Origin of the sequence: Leifsonia sp. TF02-11 (assembly GCF_017565305.1) — a bacterium.
Lineage (GTDB): Bacteria > Actinomycetota > Actinomycetes > Actinomycetales > Microbacteriaceae > Leifsonia.
Genome location: NZ_JAGEKP010000013.1, coordinates 188,696 through 204,750 on the forward strand (window position 1 = coordinate 188,696; position 16,055 = coordinate 204,750).

At 69.7% G+C, this 16,055-nt stretch carries 19 protein-coding genes; 12 read left to right on the top strand and 7 right to left on the bottom strand.

All coding sequences use genetic code 11. The annotated features are described in order from the left end of the window. Positions 1 to 53: 53 nt before the first annotated feature. The 5 genes from JNB50_RS16640 to JNB50_RS16660 all read left to right on the top strand — a co-directional run bounded on the left by JNB50_RS16640 (position 54) and on the right by JNB50_RS16660 (position 4,730). Positions 54 to 1,049, top strand: a complete 996-nt coding sequence (locus JNB50_RS16640; protein WP_021755754.1) for a DNA-directed RNA polymerase subunit alpha — start codon at positions 54 to 56, stop codon at positions 1,047 to 1,049. Positions 1,050 to 1,098: 49 nt separating this feature from the next. Next, positions 1,099 to 1,689, top strand: coding sequence for a 50S ribosomal protein L17 (gene rplQ / locus JNB50_RS16645; protein ID WP_208041282.1), 591 nt, complete (start codon positions 1,099 to 1,101; stop codon positions 1,687 to 1,689). A gap of 90 nt (positions 1,690 to 1,779) precedes the next feature. Then, positions 1,780 to 2,820 carry a GNAT family N-acetyltransferase gene (locus JNB50_RS16650; protein WP_208041283.1) on the top strand — a complete coding sequence of 347 codons (1,041 nt, stop codon included), beginning with the start codon at positions 1,780 to 1,782 and terminating at the stop codon, positions 2,818 to 2,820. Continuing rightward, positions 2,820 to 3,686, top strand: coding sequence for a tRNA pseudouridine(38-40) synthase TruA (gene truA / locus JNB50_RS16655; protein ID WP_208041284.1), 867 nt, complete (start codon positions 2,820 to 2,822; stop codon positions 3,684 to 3,686). The genes JNB50_RS16650 and truA overlap by 1 nt, the downstream gene beginning before the upstream one ends. 84 nt (positions 3,687 to 3,770) lie before the next feature. Beyond that, entirely contained in the window at positions 3,771 to 4,730 is a 960-nt protein-coding gene (locus JNB50_RS16660; protein ID WP_208041285.1) for an ankyrin repeat domain-containing protein, read from the top strand. A 16-nt stretch (positions 4,731 to 4,746) separates the two neighbouring features. Here the strand turns inward: JNB50_RS16660 and JNB50_RS16665 are convergent, their stop codons facing one another. Both JNB50_RS16665 and JNB50_RS16670 read right to left on the bottom strand, forming a co-directional pair. Further along, positions 4,747 to 5,391 carry a response regulator transcription factor gene (locus JNB50_RS16665; protein ID WP_208041286.1) on the bottom strand — a complete coding sequence of 215 codons (645 nt, stop codon included), beginning with the start codon at positions 5,389 to 5,391 and terminating at the stop codon, positions 4,747 to 4,749. After that, positions 5,388 to 6,569, bottom strand: coding sequence for a sensor histidine kinase (locus JNB50_RS16670; protein ID WP_208041287.1), 1,182 nt, complete (start codon positions 6,567 to 6,569; stop codon positions 5,388 to 5,390). Before JNB50_RS16670 ends, JNB50_RS16665 begins: the two co-directional genes overlap by 4 nt. Positions 6,570 to 6,839: 270 nt before the next feature. Here JNB50_RS16670 and rplM point away from each other — a divergent pair, with 270 nt between their 5' ends. From rplM to glmM, 3 genes are read left to right on the top strand one after another with little or no spacing between them, the layout of a single operon-like run. After that, positions 6,840 to 7,286 carry a 50S ribosomal protein L13 gene (gene rplM, locus JNB50_RS16675; RefSeq protein WP_055914016.1) on the top strand — a complete coding sequence of 149 codons (447 nt, stop codon included), beginning with the start codon at positions 6,840 to 6,842 and terminating at the stop codon, positions 7,284 to 7,286. Positions 7,287 to 7,335: 49 nt separating this feature from the next. Continuing rightward, a complete protein-coding gene (rpsI, locus tag JNB50_RS16680; protein ID WP_208041288.1) occupies positions 7,336 to 7,833 on the top strand; it encodes a 30S ribosomal protein S9 in 498 nt (165 codons plus the stop codon). A 27-nt stretch (positions 7,834 to 7,860) separates the two neighbouring features. Continuing rightward, entirely contained in the window at positions 7,861 to 9,222 is a 1,362-nt protein-coding gene (gene glmM / locus JNB50_RS16685; protein WP_208041289.1) for a phosphoglucosamine mutase, read from the top strand. A gap of 149 nt (positions 9,223 to 9,371) precedes the next feature. On the opposite strand, the gene JNB50_RS16690 is transcribed toward glmM, so the two are convergent. The 5 genes from JNB50_RS16690 to coaA all read right to left on the bottom strand — a co-directional run bounded on the left by JNB50_RS16690 (position 9,372) and on the right by coaA (position 11,859). Then, a complete protein-coding gene (locus JNB50_RS16690) occupies positions 9,372 to 9,626 on the bottom strand; it encodes a helix-turn-helix transcriptional regulator (protein WP_208041356.1) in 255 nt (84 codons plus the stop codon). Between the two features lie 54 nt (positions 9,627 to 9,680). Continuing rightward, on the bottom strand, positions 9,681 to 9,995 hold the full coding sequence (locus tag JNB50_RS16695; protein WP_208041290.1) for a helix-turn-helix domain-containing protein: 315 nt from the start codon (positions 9,993 to 9,995) through the stop codon (positions 9,681 to 9,683). Between the two features lie 3 nt (positions 9,996 to 9,998). Continuing rightward, positions 9,999 to 10,319 carry a helix-turn-helix domain-containing protein gene (locus JNB50_RS16700; RefSeq protein ID WP_208041291.1) on the bottom strand — a complete coding sequence of 107 codons (321 nt, stop codon included), beginning with the start codon at positions 10,317 to 10,319 and terminating at the stop codon, positions 9,999 to 10,001. A 167-nt stretch (positions 10,320 to 10,486) separates the two neighbouring features. After that, positions 10,487 to 10,795 carry a helix-turn-helix domain-containing protein gene (locus JNB50_RS16705; RefSeq protein ID WP_208041292.1) on the bottom strand — a complete coding sequence of 103 codons (309 nt, stop codon included), beginning with the start codon at positions 10,793 to 10,795 and terminating at the stop codon, positions 10,487 to 10,489. A 95-nt stretch (positions 10,796 to 10,890) separates the two neighbouring features. Continuing rightward, complete coding sequence (coaA, locus tag JNB50_RS16710; protein WP_208041293.1) at positions 10,891 to 11,859, bottom strand: type I pantothenate kinase; 969 nt, start codon at positions 11,857 to 11,859, stop codon at positions 10,891 to 10,893. Positions 11,860 to 11,900: 41 nt separating this feature from the next. Here coaA and glmS point away from each other — a divergent pair, with 41 nt between their 5' ends. The 4 genes from glmS to tsaE are packed head-to-tail and all read left to right on the top strand — an operon-like array spanning position 11,901 to position 15,730. After that, positions 11,901 to 13,751 carry a glutamine--fructose-6-phosphate transaminase (isomerizing) gene (gene glmS, locus JNB50_RS16715; RefSeq protein WP_208041294.1) on the top strand — a complete coding sequence of 617 codons (1,851 nt, stop codon included), beginning with the start codon at positions 11,901 to 11,903 and terminating at the stop codon, positions 13,749 to 13,751. A 7-nt stretch (positions 13,752 to 13,758) separates the two neighbouring features. Then, positions 13,759 to 14,112 carry a holo-ACP synthase gene (locus JNB50_RS16720; protein WP_208041295.1) on the top strand — a complete coding sequence of 118 codons (354 nt, stop codon included), beginning with the start codon at positions 13,759 to 13,761 and terminating at the stop codon, positions 14,110 to 14,112. Next, positions 14,109 to 15,230 carry an alanine racemase gene (gene alr, locus JNB50_RS16725; RefSeq protein ID WP_208041296.1) on the top strand — a complete coding sequence of 374 codons (1,122 nt, stop codon included), beginning with the start codon at positions 14,109 to 14,111 and terminating at the stop codon, positions 15,228 to 15,230. Before JNB50_RS16720 ends, alr begins: the two co-directional genes overlap by 4 nt. Before the next feature lie 44 nt (positions 15,231 to 15,274). Next, on the top strand, positions 15,275 to 15,730 hold the full coding sequence (gene tsaE, locus JNB50_RS16730; RefSeq protein WP_208041357.1) for a tRNA (adenosine(37)-N6)-threonylcarbamoyltransferase complex ATPase subunit type 1 TsaE: 456 nt from the start codon (positions 15,275 to 15,277) through the stop codon (positions 15,728 to 15,730). The last annotated feature ends 325 nt before the right edge of the window (positions 15,731 to 16,055 follow it).

Below are 16,055 nucleotides of genomic sequence, written 5' to 3' on the forward strand. Positions count from 1 at the left end.
ACCTCACTCACGCGAGTGTCATATAGCGGACACTCAGCCGAAAGGAATCAACAGTGCTCATTGCACAGCGTCCTACGCTCACCGAAGAGAACATCTCCGAGTTCCGTTCGCGGTTCGTCATCGAGCCGCTCGAGCCGGGCTTCGGCTACACCCTCGGAAACTCGCTGCGCCGCACCCTGCTCTCGTCCATCCCGGGCGCGGCCGTCACCAGCATCCGCATCGACGGAGTGCTGCACGAGTTCAGCACGGTTCCCGGTGTCAAAGAGGATGTCACCGAGATCATCCTGAACATCAAGGGCCTGGTCGTCTCGAGCGAGCACGACGAGCCGATCACCGCCTACCTGCGCAAGACGGGTGCCGGCCAGGTCACGGCCGCCGACATCTCGGCTCCGGCGGGTGTGGAGATCCACAACCCCGAGCTCGTCATCGCCACCCTCAACGACAAGGCGAAGTTCGAGGTCGAGCTGACCATCGAGCGCGGCCGCGGCTACGTGTCGGCCCAGCAGAACCGCAACGAGTACAGCGAGGCGGGCCAGATCCCGATCGACTCGATCTACTCCCCGGTTCTCAAGGTCACCTACCGCGTCGAGGCTACCCGCGCCGGTGAGCGCACGGACTTCGACCGTCTCGTGGTCGACGTGGAGACCAAGCCGGCGATCAGCCCACGCGACGCCATCGCGTCGGCCGGTCGCACGCTCGTCGAGCTGTTCGGTCTCGCTCGTGAGCTCAACAGCGCGGCCGAGGGCATCGAGATCGGCCCGGCGCCGGTCGACCAGGTGCTCAGCTCCGAGCTGTCGATGCCGATCGAGGACCTCGACCTGTCGGTGCGCTCGTACAACTGCCTCAAGCGTGAGGGCATCAACACGGTCAGCGAGCTGGTCTCGCTGTCCGAGACGCAGCTCATGAACATCCGCAACTTCGGTCAGAAGTCGGTGGATGAGGTCAAGGACAAGCTGACCGAGATGGGTCTGTCGCTCAAGGACTCGGTCCCCGGGTTCGACGGCGCCCACTTCTACAGCGGGTACGAAGAAGACGAGTCCACCATCTGAGGCCGCGTCAGCGAAGCCTTCGACTTTTCACTACTGGAGATAACCGATCATGCCTAAGCCCACGAAGGGCCCCCGCCTCGGAGGCGGTCCCGCGCACGAGCGTCTGATGCTCGCCAACCTGGCCGCCGCGCTGTTCACGCACAAGAGCATCAAGACGACCGAGACCAAGGCCAAGCGTCTGCGTCCGTACGCCGAGCGTCTGATCACGTTCGCGAAGCGCGGCGACCTGCACGCCCGCCGTCGCGTGCTCGCCGTCATCGGCGACAAGACCGTCGTGCACGAGCTCTTCACCGAGATCGCGCCGCTGGTCGCCGAGCGCGAGGGCGGCTACACCCGCATCACGAAGCTCGGCTTCCGCAAGGGCGACAACGCGCCGATGGCGCAGATCGAGCTGGTGCTCGAGCCCGTCGCCCCGAAGGCGAAGCCGGCCAAGAAGGCGGAGGCCCCGAAGGCCGCTCCCGTCGAGGAGCCGGTCGTCGAGGAGGTCGCCGCTGAGGAGGCCGCCACCGAGGAGACCACCGCTGCCGAGGCCGCCACCGAGGAGACCACCGCTGCCGAGGCAGAGGTCGTCGAGGAGGCCACCGGCGACGCCGAGGCCGCCGGCGAGACCACGGCCGAGGACGAGGCAGAGAAGGCCTGAGCCTTCCGCTCTTCGCTTCACCGTCGAGACGCCCCGCATCCATTCGGATGCGGGGCGTTTCGCTGCTCGGGAGCCCGCTAGGCTGGCGGGATGCCGGGGCCAGAATCCGTCGAGACGACTCTTCCACCGCTGAGCGAGCGCGTGGAGGCGCCGCCGACCTATCGGCCGCGCCATCCCCTCGTCGCGGAGTGGCGGCCGATCACGACGGGTGACGTCGACGCCGTGCTCGCCGTGTTCCGAGCGAGCGACGCGGTCGACCATCCGAACTACCTCACCACGCGCGAGGAGGTGGAGGACGAGCTCGGGTTCAGCTTCCTCGACCTGGAACGCGACACCCTGCTGGCCATCGGGCACGACGGCGCCGTGCTGGCGGTCGGCGCGATCCTGGAGCCGCCGCGGCAGATCACCCTGGTGCGCGAATTCCTGAACGGGGCGGTGCATCCCGATCATCGCGGCCGGGGCATCGGCCGGGAACTGGTCGCATGGCAGCGGGTGCGCGGGGAGCAGAAGCTCGCCGCGCTGGACAAGCGACTGCCCGGCTGGCTGGTCGGCTACGCCGACCGGCGCGCTCCCGACCGTGAGCGGCTCCTCACGGCGGCCGGTTTCCGGGCCGTGCGCTGGTTCCACACGATGGAGCGCGACCTCGGGCAGCCCATCCCCGAGGTCGTCCCGACGGAGACGGTGAGCATCGTCCCCTACTCGTCCGAACTGGCGGACGCCGTGCACGCGGCGCGCGACGAGGCCTTCCTCGATCACTGGGGCAGCCAGCCGCTGAGCGACGAGCAGTGGGCCACGCTGATCGGCGGGACGTTCGCGCCCGAGGTGTCGTTCGTCGCCCTCGCGGGCGAGGAGGTCGCCGGCGTCGTGCTGAGCGACGTCAACGAGGACGACTGGGTCGCGCAGGGGTTCTCCGGCCCCTACATCTCCACCGTCGCCGTCACCCGAGCGCATCGGGGCCGACGCATCGCGCCTGCGCTGCTCGGCGCCGTCCTGCGCGAGAGCGCGCGGCGGGGCTGGCAGAAGGCGGTGCTCGACGTCGACGCCGACAACCCGACGGGTGCGCTCGGCCTCTACACCGGCATGGGATTCGTCTCGACCTTCTCGGAGACCGGGCTGGTGCGGGAGTACTGATGACCGACGACGCGACCCGGTTCCGGCTCGACATCGCCTACCAGGGCACCGACTTCAATGGGTGGGGGCGGCAACCCGACCTCCGCACGGTACAGGGCGAACTCGAGGCGGCGCTCGCGACGATCTTCCGCCGCGCGGGGGAGCCTCCCCGGCTCACCGTCGCAGGGCGCACCGACGCGGGCGTCCACGCGCGGGGTCAGGTCGCCCACGTCGACCTCACGGGCGACCAGGTCGCCGTGCTGCGCAAGCCGCACGGCAAACGTCCGCCTCTGGAGGCCCACGACGCGCTCGCGCGGCGGTTGAACGGCGTCCTCGGGCCGGTGTCCGATGTCGTCGTATTGCGTGCCGGTGCGGCGCCGACCGGGTTCGACGCCCGGTTCTCGGCGGTGTGGCGCCGCTACGAGTACCGGGTGGCCGACCGGGCCGCGTTGCGCGACCCGCTGCAGCGCCACCGCACCGCGTGGGTGTCGGCAGATCTGGACGCGCGCGCGATGGACGTCGCGGCGCACGGCCTCCTCGGCCTCCACGACTTCGCCAGCTACTGCAAGGCGCGGGAGGGCGCCACGACGATCCGCACCCTCCTCGACTTCTCGTGGCGCCGCGACGACGAGGGCGTGCTCGTCGGCGAGGTGGTGGCCGACGCGTTCTGTCACAGCATGGTCCGCGCGCTCGTCGGAGCGTGCGTCGAAGTGGGGGAGGGGTCGCTGACCCCGGGTGCCCTGGTGGAGCTGCGCGATGCGCGCGAACGGACCAGCGCCTTCAAAGTCATGCCGGCCAGGGGCCTGACCCTGATGGAGGTCGGCTACCCGGACGACGCGGAGCTCGCGCTGCGGGCGGAGCAGACGCGCGGGCTGCGGACGCTGTGAGGGTGCCCACGGCGCGTCCGCGAACCGTGGCACACCAGCACCTGGTTCTGAGCGGCCTCTCAGGTTCGCAATAGGCTACGGCTCATGAAGGTGTTCCTCTGGCTGCTCGCTGGGGCACTCGGCGTCGCCGGCATTCTGATGATCGCCGGAGTGCCGGCGGGAAGCGGCCCGGATGCGGTCCCCGCGGTCGGCGCGGGGGCGCGGACGATCGACGGTCTGCTGTGCCTCGCGGCCGCTACCGGCTCGGCGATCGCTGCCGGTCGCAGAAAGAAGCCGAGCGACGCGGCCGATCTCCTGGGCGCTCCGCCGTCGCCGGAGACCCACCAGCTGATCGAATCATCCGCATCGGGCTCACTGGAGGCGATGAGGACGCTGATAGCAGCGGGCGCGGATGTCAACGGCCGATCGAATGGCGGCTTCCGAAACCTGTGGGAGCGCCCTCTGCACGTCGCCGTGCGGTCGCGGGACGATCTCGGGCCCGAACGGGTCGCATTGCTCCTCGAGTGCGGTGCGGACGTGAACGGCACGAACCACGCGGGGCGGACCCCGCTCCAGCGGTTGGCGGAAACCCGCACCCTCGAACACGCCGGGGAAATCGCTTCGATCCTGATCCACCACGGAGCGGAGTTGTCGGTGACAGCTGACCGGGTGCCACCTTTACACAGCGCCACTGCAGCGGGATCCCGCGAGGTCGTCGAGTCGATCCTCGACGCCGGCGAGAGCGTCGACAGTAGAGCGACGCTGACCTCGAGCAAAGTGCCCACAGGGACTCCGACAGAGACGGATGCCACGCGAAGCGAGACCCGAACAACTCGCGGTGCCACACCTCTTCACTTCGCTGCGCTCGATCCACTCGTCACCGTTGAGGTCGCACGCGCCCTGATCCGCCGCGGTGCAGACCCGAACGCTCGAACGGACGACGGGGTGACGCCCCTCGACATCATCCGACATGGGCAGGCGCGTTACGGAATAGCGGACATCGAAAGCGAACGCGCGAGTGAAGAGTTTGCCGAACTCCTCACTCAGGTAGCGGACCCTTCGTAGCGCCCGACACCGGTCCTCAGCGCACCAGCCCGTTCTCGTGCGCGAACGCGACGAGCTGCACCCGCGAAGTGAGCCCCAGTTTCTGCAGGATGCTGCGCATGTGGCTCTTGACCGTCGCCTCGGAGATGAAGGCCGCCTGACCGGCCTCGGCGTTGCTGAGTCCGCGCGCCGCCAGCAGGAAGACCTCCTTCTCGCGGGCCGAGAGCACCGCGATGGCCTCCGGTCGGGCAGGGCTCATCCCGTCGCGCAGCAGCGCCGCCGTATCCTTCGGCGCGACGACGGCGTGCCCGGCGTGGACGGTGCGGATGGCGGCGAGGACGAACTCGGGAGTCGTGTCCTTCATGATGTAGCCGTCCGCTCCGGCGCGCAGGGCGGCGGCGACGGCATGATCGCGCTCGAACGTGGTGAGGACGACGATCTTCGGCCCGCCGGCCGGGAGCTCGGAACGGATGCGCGTGGTCGCGGCGATGCCGTCGAGGCGGGGCATCCGCACATCCATGAGCATCACGTCAGGGCGGGCGTCGCGCGCGAGTTCGAACCCGGCGACGCCGTCCCCCGCCGAGCCCGCGAACTCCAGGTCGGGCTGGGACTCGATGAGCATCGCCATCCCGGAGCAGAACAGCGCTTGGTCGTCGACGACAGCGACGCGGATCGTGCTCACGCGGGCACCTCGGAGGGGATGTAGCCGGTCACGCGGTATCCGCCGGGCAGGTCGTCCTCGCCGGCTTCGAGCCAGCCGCCGGCCAGCATGGCGCGCTCGCGCATGCCGTGCAGGCCGCGTCCTCCCGGCTGCGCTGGCGCCTGGGCCCGACCGGTCGAAGAGATGCTGAGCGTCAGTCCCGGCCCTCTGGCGTCGAGGACGACCCGCGCCGTTGCGCCCCTCCCGCCGTGCTTCAGCGCGTTCGTGAGGCCTTCCTGCACGATGCGATACGCGGCCAGCTCCTGCGCCGTCGTCAGGCCGTCCGCCTCGCCGAAACGCTCCACGTCCACGGCGAGCCCGGCGTCTCGCAGGCGTTGCACGAGGTCGTCCACGTCGGCCAGAGCGGGCGTGGAGTGGCCCTGCGGGTCGGAGACGAGCGTCTCGATGAGCACCCTGACCTCTGTGAGCGAGGTGCGAGCGGTCTCGGCGATGGTGGCGAGCGACGCAGGCACCGCTTCGGGGCGCTCGTCGGCCAGGAAGCGAGCGCCGTCGGCCTGCGCGAGGATGACGGAGAGCGAGTGCGCCATGATGTCGTGCACGTCCTGGGCGATGCGCTCGCGCTCCTCTGTCACCGTCGCGTCCACCTCGGCCCGCTCCAGCTCGGCCGCCGTGTGCGCGAGGGCCCGGCGATCCCGACCGGCTCGCAGGCGCAGCCCGATGTAGGTGCCGGCGAGCCAGAGGAATGCGGCGAGGAACGGCAGCGCGACGAACAGTGTCGCGCGGATGGCCGGCTGGCCCACGTCGGCCGTGTACAGGTAGCAGAGCAACCCGGCGATCGACAGGCCGACCCCGACGGCGAACGCGAGCGCGACGACCGACCAGCGGCCGCGCACCGTCGCTGAGACGACGGCCACCACGATGCCGAATCCGAGGTAGATGCCCTGCGCCGGCGCGCTCGGAAAGACGAGCTGGAGGAGAAGTGCCGCCGTGGCCGCCGCCATCGCGACGACGGGCTGGAGCCTCGACACGCCGATCGCCACGGTGATCAGCACCAGGAAGGCCCAGAACGGCAGTGAAGCGCGCAGCATGCCCGGCACGATCTGGTAGCCGCCGACCTCGGCGAACGCCCAGAGGACGAAGAACACGATCGCAACGACGGGTTCGGCCAGCCACCGACCGCGGCGCAGAAGCTCTCTCATGCTGATCACGCTAGGGTGAGCGCGGTCCGTCGAGCCAGAAGCAGGTACCGATTTCAGCCCCAGGGCGGAGATGAACCTCCGCCGGGCGGCCCGGTTTGACCGCTTCCGGGCGTGTCGCGTAGTATTGACCCTTGGTGTCTGCGCCTCCTGCGGCGCGGCACGCGAACGTGAGCCCTCCACCGGCCCCGGTTCCCCTCCCCTCGGGAGAGCAACCCCCATCGGAGCGGGATTCACGAACTCCTCCGTTCGATACAGAAAGCAGCCACTACTGTGACGCGCACCTACACCCCGAAGGCAGACGAGATCCAGCGCGACTGGGTCGTCATCGACGCGACCGATGTCGTGCTCGGCCGTCTCGCCAGCCACACCGCCGCCCTCCTCCGCGGCAAGCACAAGCCGACGTTCGCTCCGCACATGGACAGCGGCGACTTCGTGATCATCGTCAACGCCGACAAGGTGGCCCTCACCGGTCAGAAGGCGGCTCAGAAGAAGGCCTACCGCCACTCGGGCTACCCGGGCGGCCTCAAGGCCACCACCTACTCCGAGCTGCTCGAGAAGAACCCGGTCCGCGCCGTCGAGAAGGCCGTCCGCGGCATGCTGCCGAAGAACTCCCTCGGCCGCGCTCAGCTCCGCAAGCTGAAGGTCTACACCGGAAGCGAGCACCCGCACGCCGCCCAGCAGCCGAAGCAGTACACGCTCGGCCAGGTCGCCCAGTAAGCGATCAACGACCTTCACGACTGACTTAAGACAAAGGATTATCACCACCGTGGCGAAGATCGCAGACAGCATCGACTCGGCTCAGGTCGAGAACGTCGAGTCCTACTCGACCGAGACCCCCGAGAGCGCGGCCCCCGCGGCCCCGCGTCCCGTCCTCTCCGTTCCTGGCGCGGCCGTCGGCCGTCGCAAGGAGGCCATCGCGCGCGTGCGCCTGGTTCCCGGTTCGGGCACCCTCACGGTCAACGGCCGTGAGTTCGCGGACTACTTCCCGAACAAGCTGCACCAGCAGCTCATCACCGACCCGTTCAAGGTCCTCGACCTGATCGGCGCCTACGACGTCGTCGCCCGCATCACCGGCGGCGGCCCGTCGGGCCAGGCCGGCGCCCTGCGCCTCGCCATCGCCCGTGCGCTCAACGAGATCGACCGCGAGAACAACCGTCCGACCCTCAAGAAGGCCGGCTTCCTCACTCGTGACGCCCGCGTCACCGAGCGCAAGAAGGCCGGTCTCAAGAAGGCGCGCAAGGCTTCGCAGTTCTCGAAGCGCTGATCCTGTTCAGCGTTTAGGCTTCGGTTCATGCCCCGCCTTTTCGGAACCGACGGAGTCCGCGGACTCGCGAACGGTACGCTCACCGCCGACCTCGCGCTCGGTCTCGCTCAGGCAGCTGCGGCTGTCCTGACGCGAGGCCGCAGCGCGGAGGCGCGGCGCGCCGCGGGCAAGCGCCCGCTGGCGATCGTCGCCCGCGACCCCCGGGTCTCCGGCGAGTTCCTCTCGGCCGCCGTGGCGGCCGGGCTGGCCAGCTCCGGCATCGACGTCTACGACGCCGGTGTCATCCCGACGCCGGCAACGGCCTTCCTCATCGCCGACTTCGACGCGGACTTCGGCGTGATGGTCTCGGCGTCTCACAATCCGGCTCCCGACAACGGGATCAAGATCTTCGCCCGCGGCGGCACCAAGCTCCCGGACGTCGTCGAGGACCGCATCGAGCAGCACCTCGACATGGAGAAGCTCACGCCGACCGGTGCCGACGTCGGCCGCATCCGCCGCTTCGCGGACGCCGAAGACCGCTACGTCGTGCACCTGCTCGCGAGCCTCCCGCACCGTCTCGACGGCATCCACGTCGTGCTCGACTGCGCACACGGTGCGGCCGCGGGCATCTCGCCCGAGGTGTTCACCGACGCCGGCGCGCGGGTCACGGTCATCGGCGATTCGCCCGACGGCATGAACATCAACGACGGCGTCGGTTCGACGCACCTCGACAAGCTCGCGGAGGCGGTTCTCGCCGCCGGAGCCGACGTCGGGATCGCCCACGACGGCGACGCGGACCGCTGCCTCGCGATCGACGCCGACGGCAACATCGTGGACGGCGACCAGATCATGGCCATCCTCGCGGTCGGCATGAAGGAGCGCGGCAAGCTCACGGACGACACGCTCGTGGCGACCGTGATGAGTAACCTGGGTCTCAAGATCGCCATGCGCGAGCACGGCATCCGCATCGTCGAGACGGCGGTCGGCGACCGCTACGTTCTCGAAGAGATGAACCAGAACGACTACGCCCTCGGCGGCGAGCAGTCGGGCCACGTCATCATGCGCGAGTTCGCAACCACCGGCGACGGCATCCTCACGGGCCTCCACCTCCTGAGCGAAATGGCACGTCAGCGCAAGCCGCTCTCCGAGCTGGCGAAGGTGATGACGGTCTACCCGCAGGTCATGGTGAACGTGAAGGGCGTCGACCACCACGCGGTGCACACCGACGAGCCGCTCCAGCTGGCCGTTCAGACCGCGGAGGCGGCGCTCGGCGACAGCGGCCGCGTGCTCCTGCGCCCGTCCGGCACCGAACCGCTGGTGCGGGTCATGGTGGAGGCCGCAGACCAGCACACGGCCGAGCGACTGGCGAACGAGCTCGCCGACGTGGTGCGGGAGCGGCTCGGGGTCTAAGGGGATCTGCGTCCGGCATGGCAGTCGGCTATGCCGGACGTGCTGCCCACCCAGTGATTGCTGTCATCGCGGTCTGTCCGACGACCGCGTGTTGCCGCTGGTCCCCATTGCTCTGGCCTGGGTCTCAGGGTTGTCCGCGCGGTCGGTGCTCACTCCGACCGGCGTCGGGCCTTCACGAACTCAGCGACGGTGAATGTTCGTGTCGTCGTGGGAAGAAGTTCGGCCACGGCCAAGCCGTTCAGGAGTGTGCCGGGCTCGAGCTCGAGGGTCGTGGCGAGCCGCAGAACCGTCGCGAGCCGGGGGTTCCCGATGCCGCGTTCGATGCGTCCGTAGGTGGCTGCATCGATCCCGCTGAGTAGCGCAATGTCGTTTTGGGTCAAGCCGTTGCCGCCCCGTGACGGTATGGACGGCGCGGCCTCCCTGTTCCGCGTTTACTGACCACGGGGAACTCCGCCTGATCAACCGTGCTTGCGTCGCTCCTGCGCCGACCGGAATTCGGACACCGTGAACGGGTGGATGTCCGCCGGTAGGAGATCCCGGTCGGCCAGGCCGTCGAGGGCGTCGCGCACGGGGAGATCCAGTGTCACCAAGATGCGAAGGAGCGTCACGAGGGTCGGGTTCCCGATCCCGCGCTCGAGCTTGCCGTAGTTCGCCAGGTCGGCAGCGCTGGAGTGCGCAACTTCGTACTGGGTCAGGCCGAGGCCGGTGCGACGCTCGCGCAGACGGTCGCCGAGGAGTCGCGCGGCTTCGGAGGTCGGAGTCTTGGCATCCATGGTTCAGCCCTTCTCGCCCCTGCGGTCGCGGGGTCGTTCCTCGCGAACGAAGTCGGACGACGAGAACAGGTGTTCCGGCTCGGGGAGCAGCTCGAGGTCGGCCAGCCCGTCCAGCAGCGCGCTCGGCTCGACTTCGAGCGTCACCGCGAGCTGCAGGATCGTCATGAGCGTCGGGTTGCCGATGCCACGCTCGACTCGGCCGTAGTTGGCCAGGTCCACTTGACTGAGGTTCGCCACGTCCACCTGTGAGATCTGCAGCTCGATCCGCCGCCTGCGGAGCCTCTCGCCCAGGATGCGTGAGGCTTCAAAACGTGGCGAGGGCATGCGTCCACTCTGTTTCCGGGCAGATTCCTTTCCCAGAGGCCTGAGGCGACATGGGAGAATGCCGCCGGCCGGGACGCTCCAGGCTGCAAAGCGCCATGCATTGAAGCGCTGACCTCGCGACCGGCTTCCTGCATGCGACCCATCATCGGCACGTCCACCGACATCGGTCACCCTGCCGGGTGCACGCGTCTCGCTGCGACGAAGTCCGCAACCGAGTACGCCCGCTCGCGGTCGGGCACCATCGTCGGGCCGTAGAGCCCGGCCAGCAGCTCCGCCGGGTCGATGTCGAGCGCGGTGGCGAGGCGCACGATGGTGTGCAGTTCGGAGTTCGCCTCACCGCGCTCGATGCGCCCGTAGTTCGTCACGTGCATGTCGGCGCGCCGGGCGATCTCCTCCTGGCTCACCCCGCGCGCGATCCGAACCTGACGAACACGCTGTCCGAACAGTTTTGCAGCGCGCGATCGTGGTGTAGCCATACCCCATGCCTACGGGAACCGTCGTCCGCAGACCAGAGTCTTGGAGCACGGATCGTGGCGACGCGGAGCCTCCGCACCCGATGTCGTCGGATTGCTCAGAGCTTGCGCAGCAGCACAGAGCTCACGGTGTGGTCGGCGTCCTTGCGCAGCACGAGCTTCGCGCGGGAGCGCGTCGGCCGGATGTTCTGCACGAGGTTGGGCTCGTTGATCGCCGACCAGATCGAGGCGGCCCGCTCCCTCGCCTGGCTCTCGGTGAGCTGCGAGAACCGGTGGAAGTACGACTGGGGATTCGCGAACGCGCCCCGCTGCAGCTTGAGGAAACGGTCCTCGTACCAGTGCGCGATGTCGCGGGTGCGGGCGTCGACGTAGACGCTGAAGTCGAACAGGTCGCTCACCGCCAGACGGTTGCCGCCGCCGGCCGGCTGGAGGACGTTGAGGCCCTCGACGATGAGGACGTCCGGCCTCCGCACGACGATCTCGGCGTCTGGCACGATGTCGTAGCTCAGGTGCGAGTAGAACGGGGCGCGGACTTCCGGCGCGCCGCTCTTCACCGCGGTGACGAAGCGGAGGAGCGCTCTGCGGTCGTACGACTCCGGGAAGCCTTTGCGTTCCATCAGGCCGCGCCGCTCGAGCTCGGCGTTCGGCAGGAGGAATCCGTCGGTGGTGACGAGCTCGACCCGAGGGGTGTCGTCCCAGCGCGAGAGCAGTTCGCGCATCAGGCGGGCGATGCTCGACTTGCCGACGGCGACCGAGCCGGCGACGCCGATCACGAACGGCGTCGGCTGCGCCCGTTCGCCCAGGAAGTCGCTGGTGACGCGGTGCAGCTGCTTCGTGCCGCCCACGTACAGGTTGAGCAGGCGGCTGAGCGGCAGGTAGACCTCCTCCACCTCGCGGAGGTCGAGCGGATCGCCGAGGCCCCGCAGCTGCACGATCTCGGTCTCGTGGAGGGGCAGCGGCGTGTTCTGCGCCAGTTCGGCCCAGTCGGCGCGGCTCAGTTCGACGTAGGGGGTGCTGGTCTCGCCGTTCGCCGTGGATCCGCCGCGAGCGGCGCCGTTCTCAGCCATAGGCGACAAGTCTATGGTGCGCCCACGTTAGACTCGGGTGCATGTGTGGAATCGTTGGGTACGTCGGTAGCGACCGGAGTCTGGAGGTGCTGCTCGGCGGCCTGAAGCGTTTGGAGTACCGCGGATACGACTCCGCCGGCATCGCGGTCATCGCCCCTGACGGACGCCTGGGCACCGCCAAGAAGGCGGGCAAGCTCGCCGTTCTCTCCGACGACCTGGGCGCGCACCCCATCCCCGACGGCGGCACCGGAATCGGCCACACCCGCTGGGCGACCCATGGCGGCCCGACCGACCGCAACGCGCACCCGCACCTCGGCGACGAGGGCCGGCTGGCCGTCATCCACAACGGGATCATCGAGAACTTCGCCACGCTGAGGGACGAGCTCCTCGCCGACGGCTTCACGTTCGAGTCGGAGACCGACACGGAGGTCGCCGCCATCCTCCTCGGCCGCGAGTACCGCGCCACCGGAGACCTGAGCGAGGCGTTCCAGCGGGTCGTGTCGCGGCTCGAGGGCGCATTCACCCTGCTCGCGCTCCACCAGGACCAGCCGCATGTCGTCGTCGGCGCCCGCCGCAACTCGCCGCTCGTCATCGGGCTCGGCGAGGGCGAGAACTTCCTCGGCTCCGACGTGGCCGCATTCGTGGAGCACACGCGCCGCGCACTCGCGATCGGCCAGGACCAGATCGTGACGATCACCCCGGATTCCGTCACCGTGACCGACTTCGGCGGCGCGCCCGTCGAGGTGGAGCCGTTCGAGGTCGCGTGGGACGCGTCCGCCGCCGAGAAGGGCGGCTGGTCCTCCTTCATGGCGAAGGAGATCGCAGAAGAGCCCGAGGCGGTCGCGAACACCCTCCGCCAGCGCATCGTCGACGGCACCGTGCACATCCCGGAGCTCGACGCGCTCGGCGACGAGTTCTTCGCGGGCATCGACCGCATCACGATCGTGGCCTGCGGCACTGCCGCGTACGCGGGCCTGGTCGGCAGCTACGCGATCGAGAAGTGGGCACGGGTGCCCGTGACGGTCGAGCTCTCACACGAGTTCCGCTACCGCGAGCCGGTGATCACCGACGGAACGCTCGTCATCTCGATCAGCCAGTCCGGCGAGACGATGGACACGCTCATGGCGGTCAAGTACGCCCGCGACGCCGGCGCGAAGGCGATCTCGGTCTGCAACACGCAGGGAGCGACCATCCCTCGCGAGTCGGACGCGGCGCTGTACACGCACGCCGGCCCCGAGGTCGCGGTCGCCTCGACCAAGGCGTTCGTCGCCCAGATCACGGCCCTCTACCTGTTCGGGCTGCATCTGGCCCGCGTGCGCGGCACCCTGTCTGCGGCGCAGCAGCGCGACGCCGTCGAGGAACTGCTCGCGGTCCCCGAGAAGATCGCCGTCGTGCTGGAGTCGCACGCGACCATCGCACAGCTCGCGCACTGGATGTCCGACACCCGGTCGGTGCTGTTCCTCGGCCGTCACGTCGGCTATCCGATCGCGCTGGAGGGCGCCCTCAAGCTGAAGGAGCTGGCGTACATCCACGCGGAGGGCTTCGCCGCCGGTGAGCTCAAGCACGGCCCGATCGCGCTGATCGAGCCGGGCCAGCCCGTCTTCGTGGTCGTCCCGAGCCCGCGCTGGTCCGACGAACTGCACAAGAAGGTCGTCTCGAACATCCAGGAGATCCGCGCCCGCGGCGCTCGCGTCATCGCGATCGCCGAGGCGGGCGACGCGGCCGTTCTGCCGTTCGCCGACGAGGTCATCCGCATCCCGCTGGCCGCTCCGCTGTTCGAGCCGCTGCTGTCGGTCGTGCCGCTCCAGATCTTCGCGATGGAGCTGTCGGCGGCGAAGGGTCTCGACGTCGACCAGCCGCGCAACCTGGCCAAGTCCGTCACCGTGGAGTAGGAGCGCCGTGATCGCCGGCATCGGGGTCGACGTCGTCGACCTGGCGCGTTTCGCCCGATCGCTGGACCGCACGCCGAAACTGCGCGAACGCCTGTTCACGGAGGCCGAGCGCGGCCTGCCCGCGCACTCACTGGCGGCGCGGTTCGCTGCGAAGGAGGCGCTGATCAAGGCGCTCGGCGGCTCCGAAGGAGTGCGCTGGCACGACATGGAGATCGTGCCGGACGAAGAGAGGAACCCGGGGTTCGTGCTGCACAACGTGGTCGGCCGTCAGGTCGCTGAACGCGGCATCGAGCACATCCACGTCTCGATGTCGCATGACGCAGGGATCGCGACCGCGTTCGTGGTGCTGGAGCGCGGATGAGCGACGCGTTCCGCGAAGCGATCATCGACCTCGACGCCGTGTCCGCCAACGTCCGGCGACTGCGGGAGGTCGTCGGGACCCCGCACGCGATGGCGGTCGTCAAAGCGAACGCGTACGGCCACGGCGCCGTCGAGTGCGCGAGGGCGGCGCTCGCCGGAGGTGCGGACTGGCTCGGCGTCGCCGAGATCGCCGAAGGCCTTCAGCTGCGCGCCTCCGGCATCGACGCACCGGTCCTGGCCTGGCTGCACGACCCCGACGCCGACTTCACCGAAGCGGTCGCGGCCGGAATCGACCTGGGCATCTCGTCGCTGGCCCAGTTGGAGGCCGCGGCGGCCGCCGGCACGCCGGAGATCCCGGCCTACGTCCAGCTGAAGCTCGAGACCGGGCTCAGCCGTAACGGCATCCCCGCCTCGGTGTGGGAGGTCGCCGTCGCCCGCGCCCGTGAGCTCGAGCAGACGGGCGCTCTGGTCGTGCGCGGGCTCTTCAGCCATCTCTCCAACGCGTCGCCGGAGGACGACCGCGCGGCGATCGCGGTCTTCACGCGCGGGCTGGAGCAGGCCGAGGCGGCCGGCCTCCGTCCGCAGGTGCGCCACATCGCGGCCAGCGCCGCCGCGCTGAGCCTGCCCGAGTCGCGCTTCGATCTCGTTCGTCTCGGCCTCGCGATCTACGGTCTCAGCCCGTTCGGGCCGGAGTCGGCCGCCGAGCTCGGGCTGCGGCCGGCGATGACCCTGCGCGGGCAGGTGGCGGCCGTCCGGAGGGTGCCGGCCGACACAGGGGTCTCGTACGACTACACGTACCGCACGTCGGCCGAGTCGACGCTCGTGCTCGTGCCGCTCGGCTACGCGGAGGGGATCCCCCGCCACGCCTCCGGGCGCGGGCCGGTGTCGATCGGCGGCGAGCGGTATCGCATCGCCGGCCGGGTCGCGATGGACCAGTTCGTGGTCGACGTGGGGGACGCGGAGGTGGCCGTCGGCGACGAGGTCGTGCTGTTCGGCGACCCCGCCACCGGGGTGCCGGGAGCGGACGACTGGGCGGAGGCCGCCGACACGATCAGCTACGAGATCGTCACGCGCCTGGGTGGCCGGCTGCGCAGGAGCTTCCGCGGGGGAGCGGCGTGAGCGGGCGCGTTCTCGTCGATCGCACCGTCGCGACGAGCGACGACATGCACGCGCTGGGCATCGAGCTCGCGCGGCTGCTGCGGGCGGGCGACCTGCTCGTGCTGATCGGGCCGCTGGGCGCGGGGAAGACCACCCTCACCCGCGGCATCGGCGACGGCCTCCAGGTGCGCGGCCCGGTCACCAGCCCGACGTTCGTGCTGGCGCGAACCCACCCCAGCCTCGTCGGCGGCGTGCCGCTCGTCCACGTCGATGCGTATCGCCTGTCGAGCGCTCTCGAGCTCGATGACCTCGACATCGACTTCGCCCGCTCGGTCGTAGTGGTCGAGTGGGGTGGGGGGATGCTCGACGGCGTCGCGGAGTCGTGGCTGGAGGTCGAGATCGTGCGGCCGACCGGTGCGTCCGAAGCCGCTGTCGATCCGGAGTCCGACGCGGACGAGCCGCGCACCGTGACCGTCACGGCTTTCGGGCCGCGATGGGACGCGGTGCCGACGGGCACCTGAGCCGCCGGAAGGCGAGGGCGGCCCGGGCCGTTGCGCACCCGCCGGGCGGATATCGTTGACGTCGTGGTCGAGACCGATTTCGTGGCGCCCGACCCCCGCCTGTTCGACGACCTGGTCTCTGCGGCGCTGCGTGCGGCGGGCGAACCTTCCCGTCGCGATCGCTGGGAACTGGTCGATCACGGGTCCGCGAACCTCGTGGTGCTCGCGGGCAGGACAGCCGTCCGGGTGAGCCGAACGGAGCACGCCGCGGCGGAGGTCGAGCGAGCTCAGCGTGTGATCGACAGCCTCCCTCCGCTCCCGTTCGCCGTGCCCCGTTCCCGGGCCG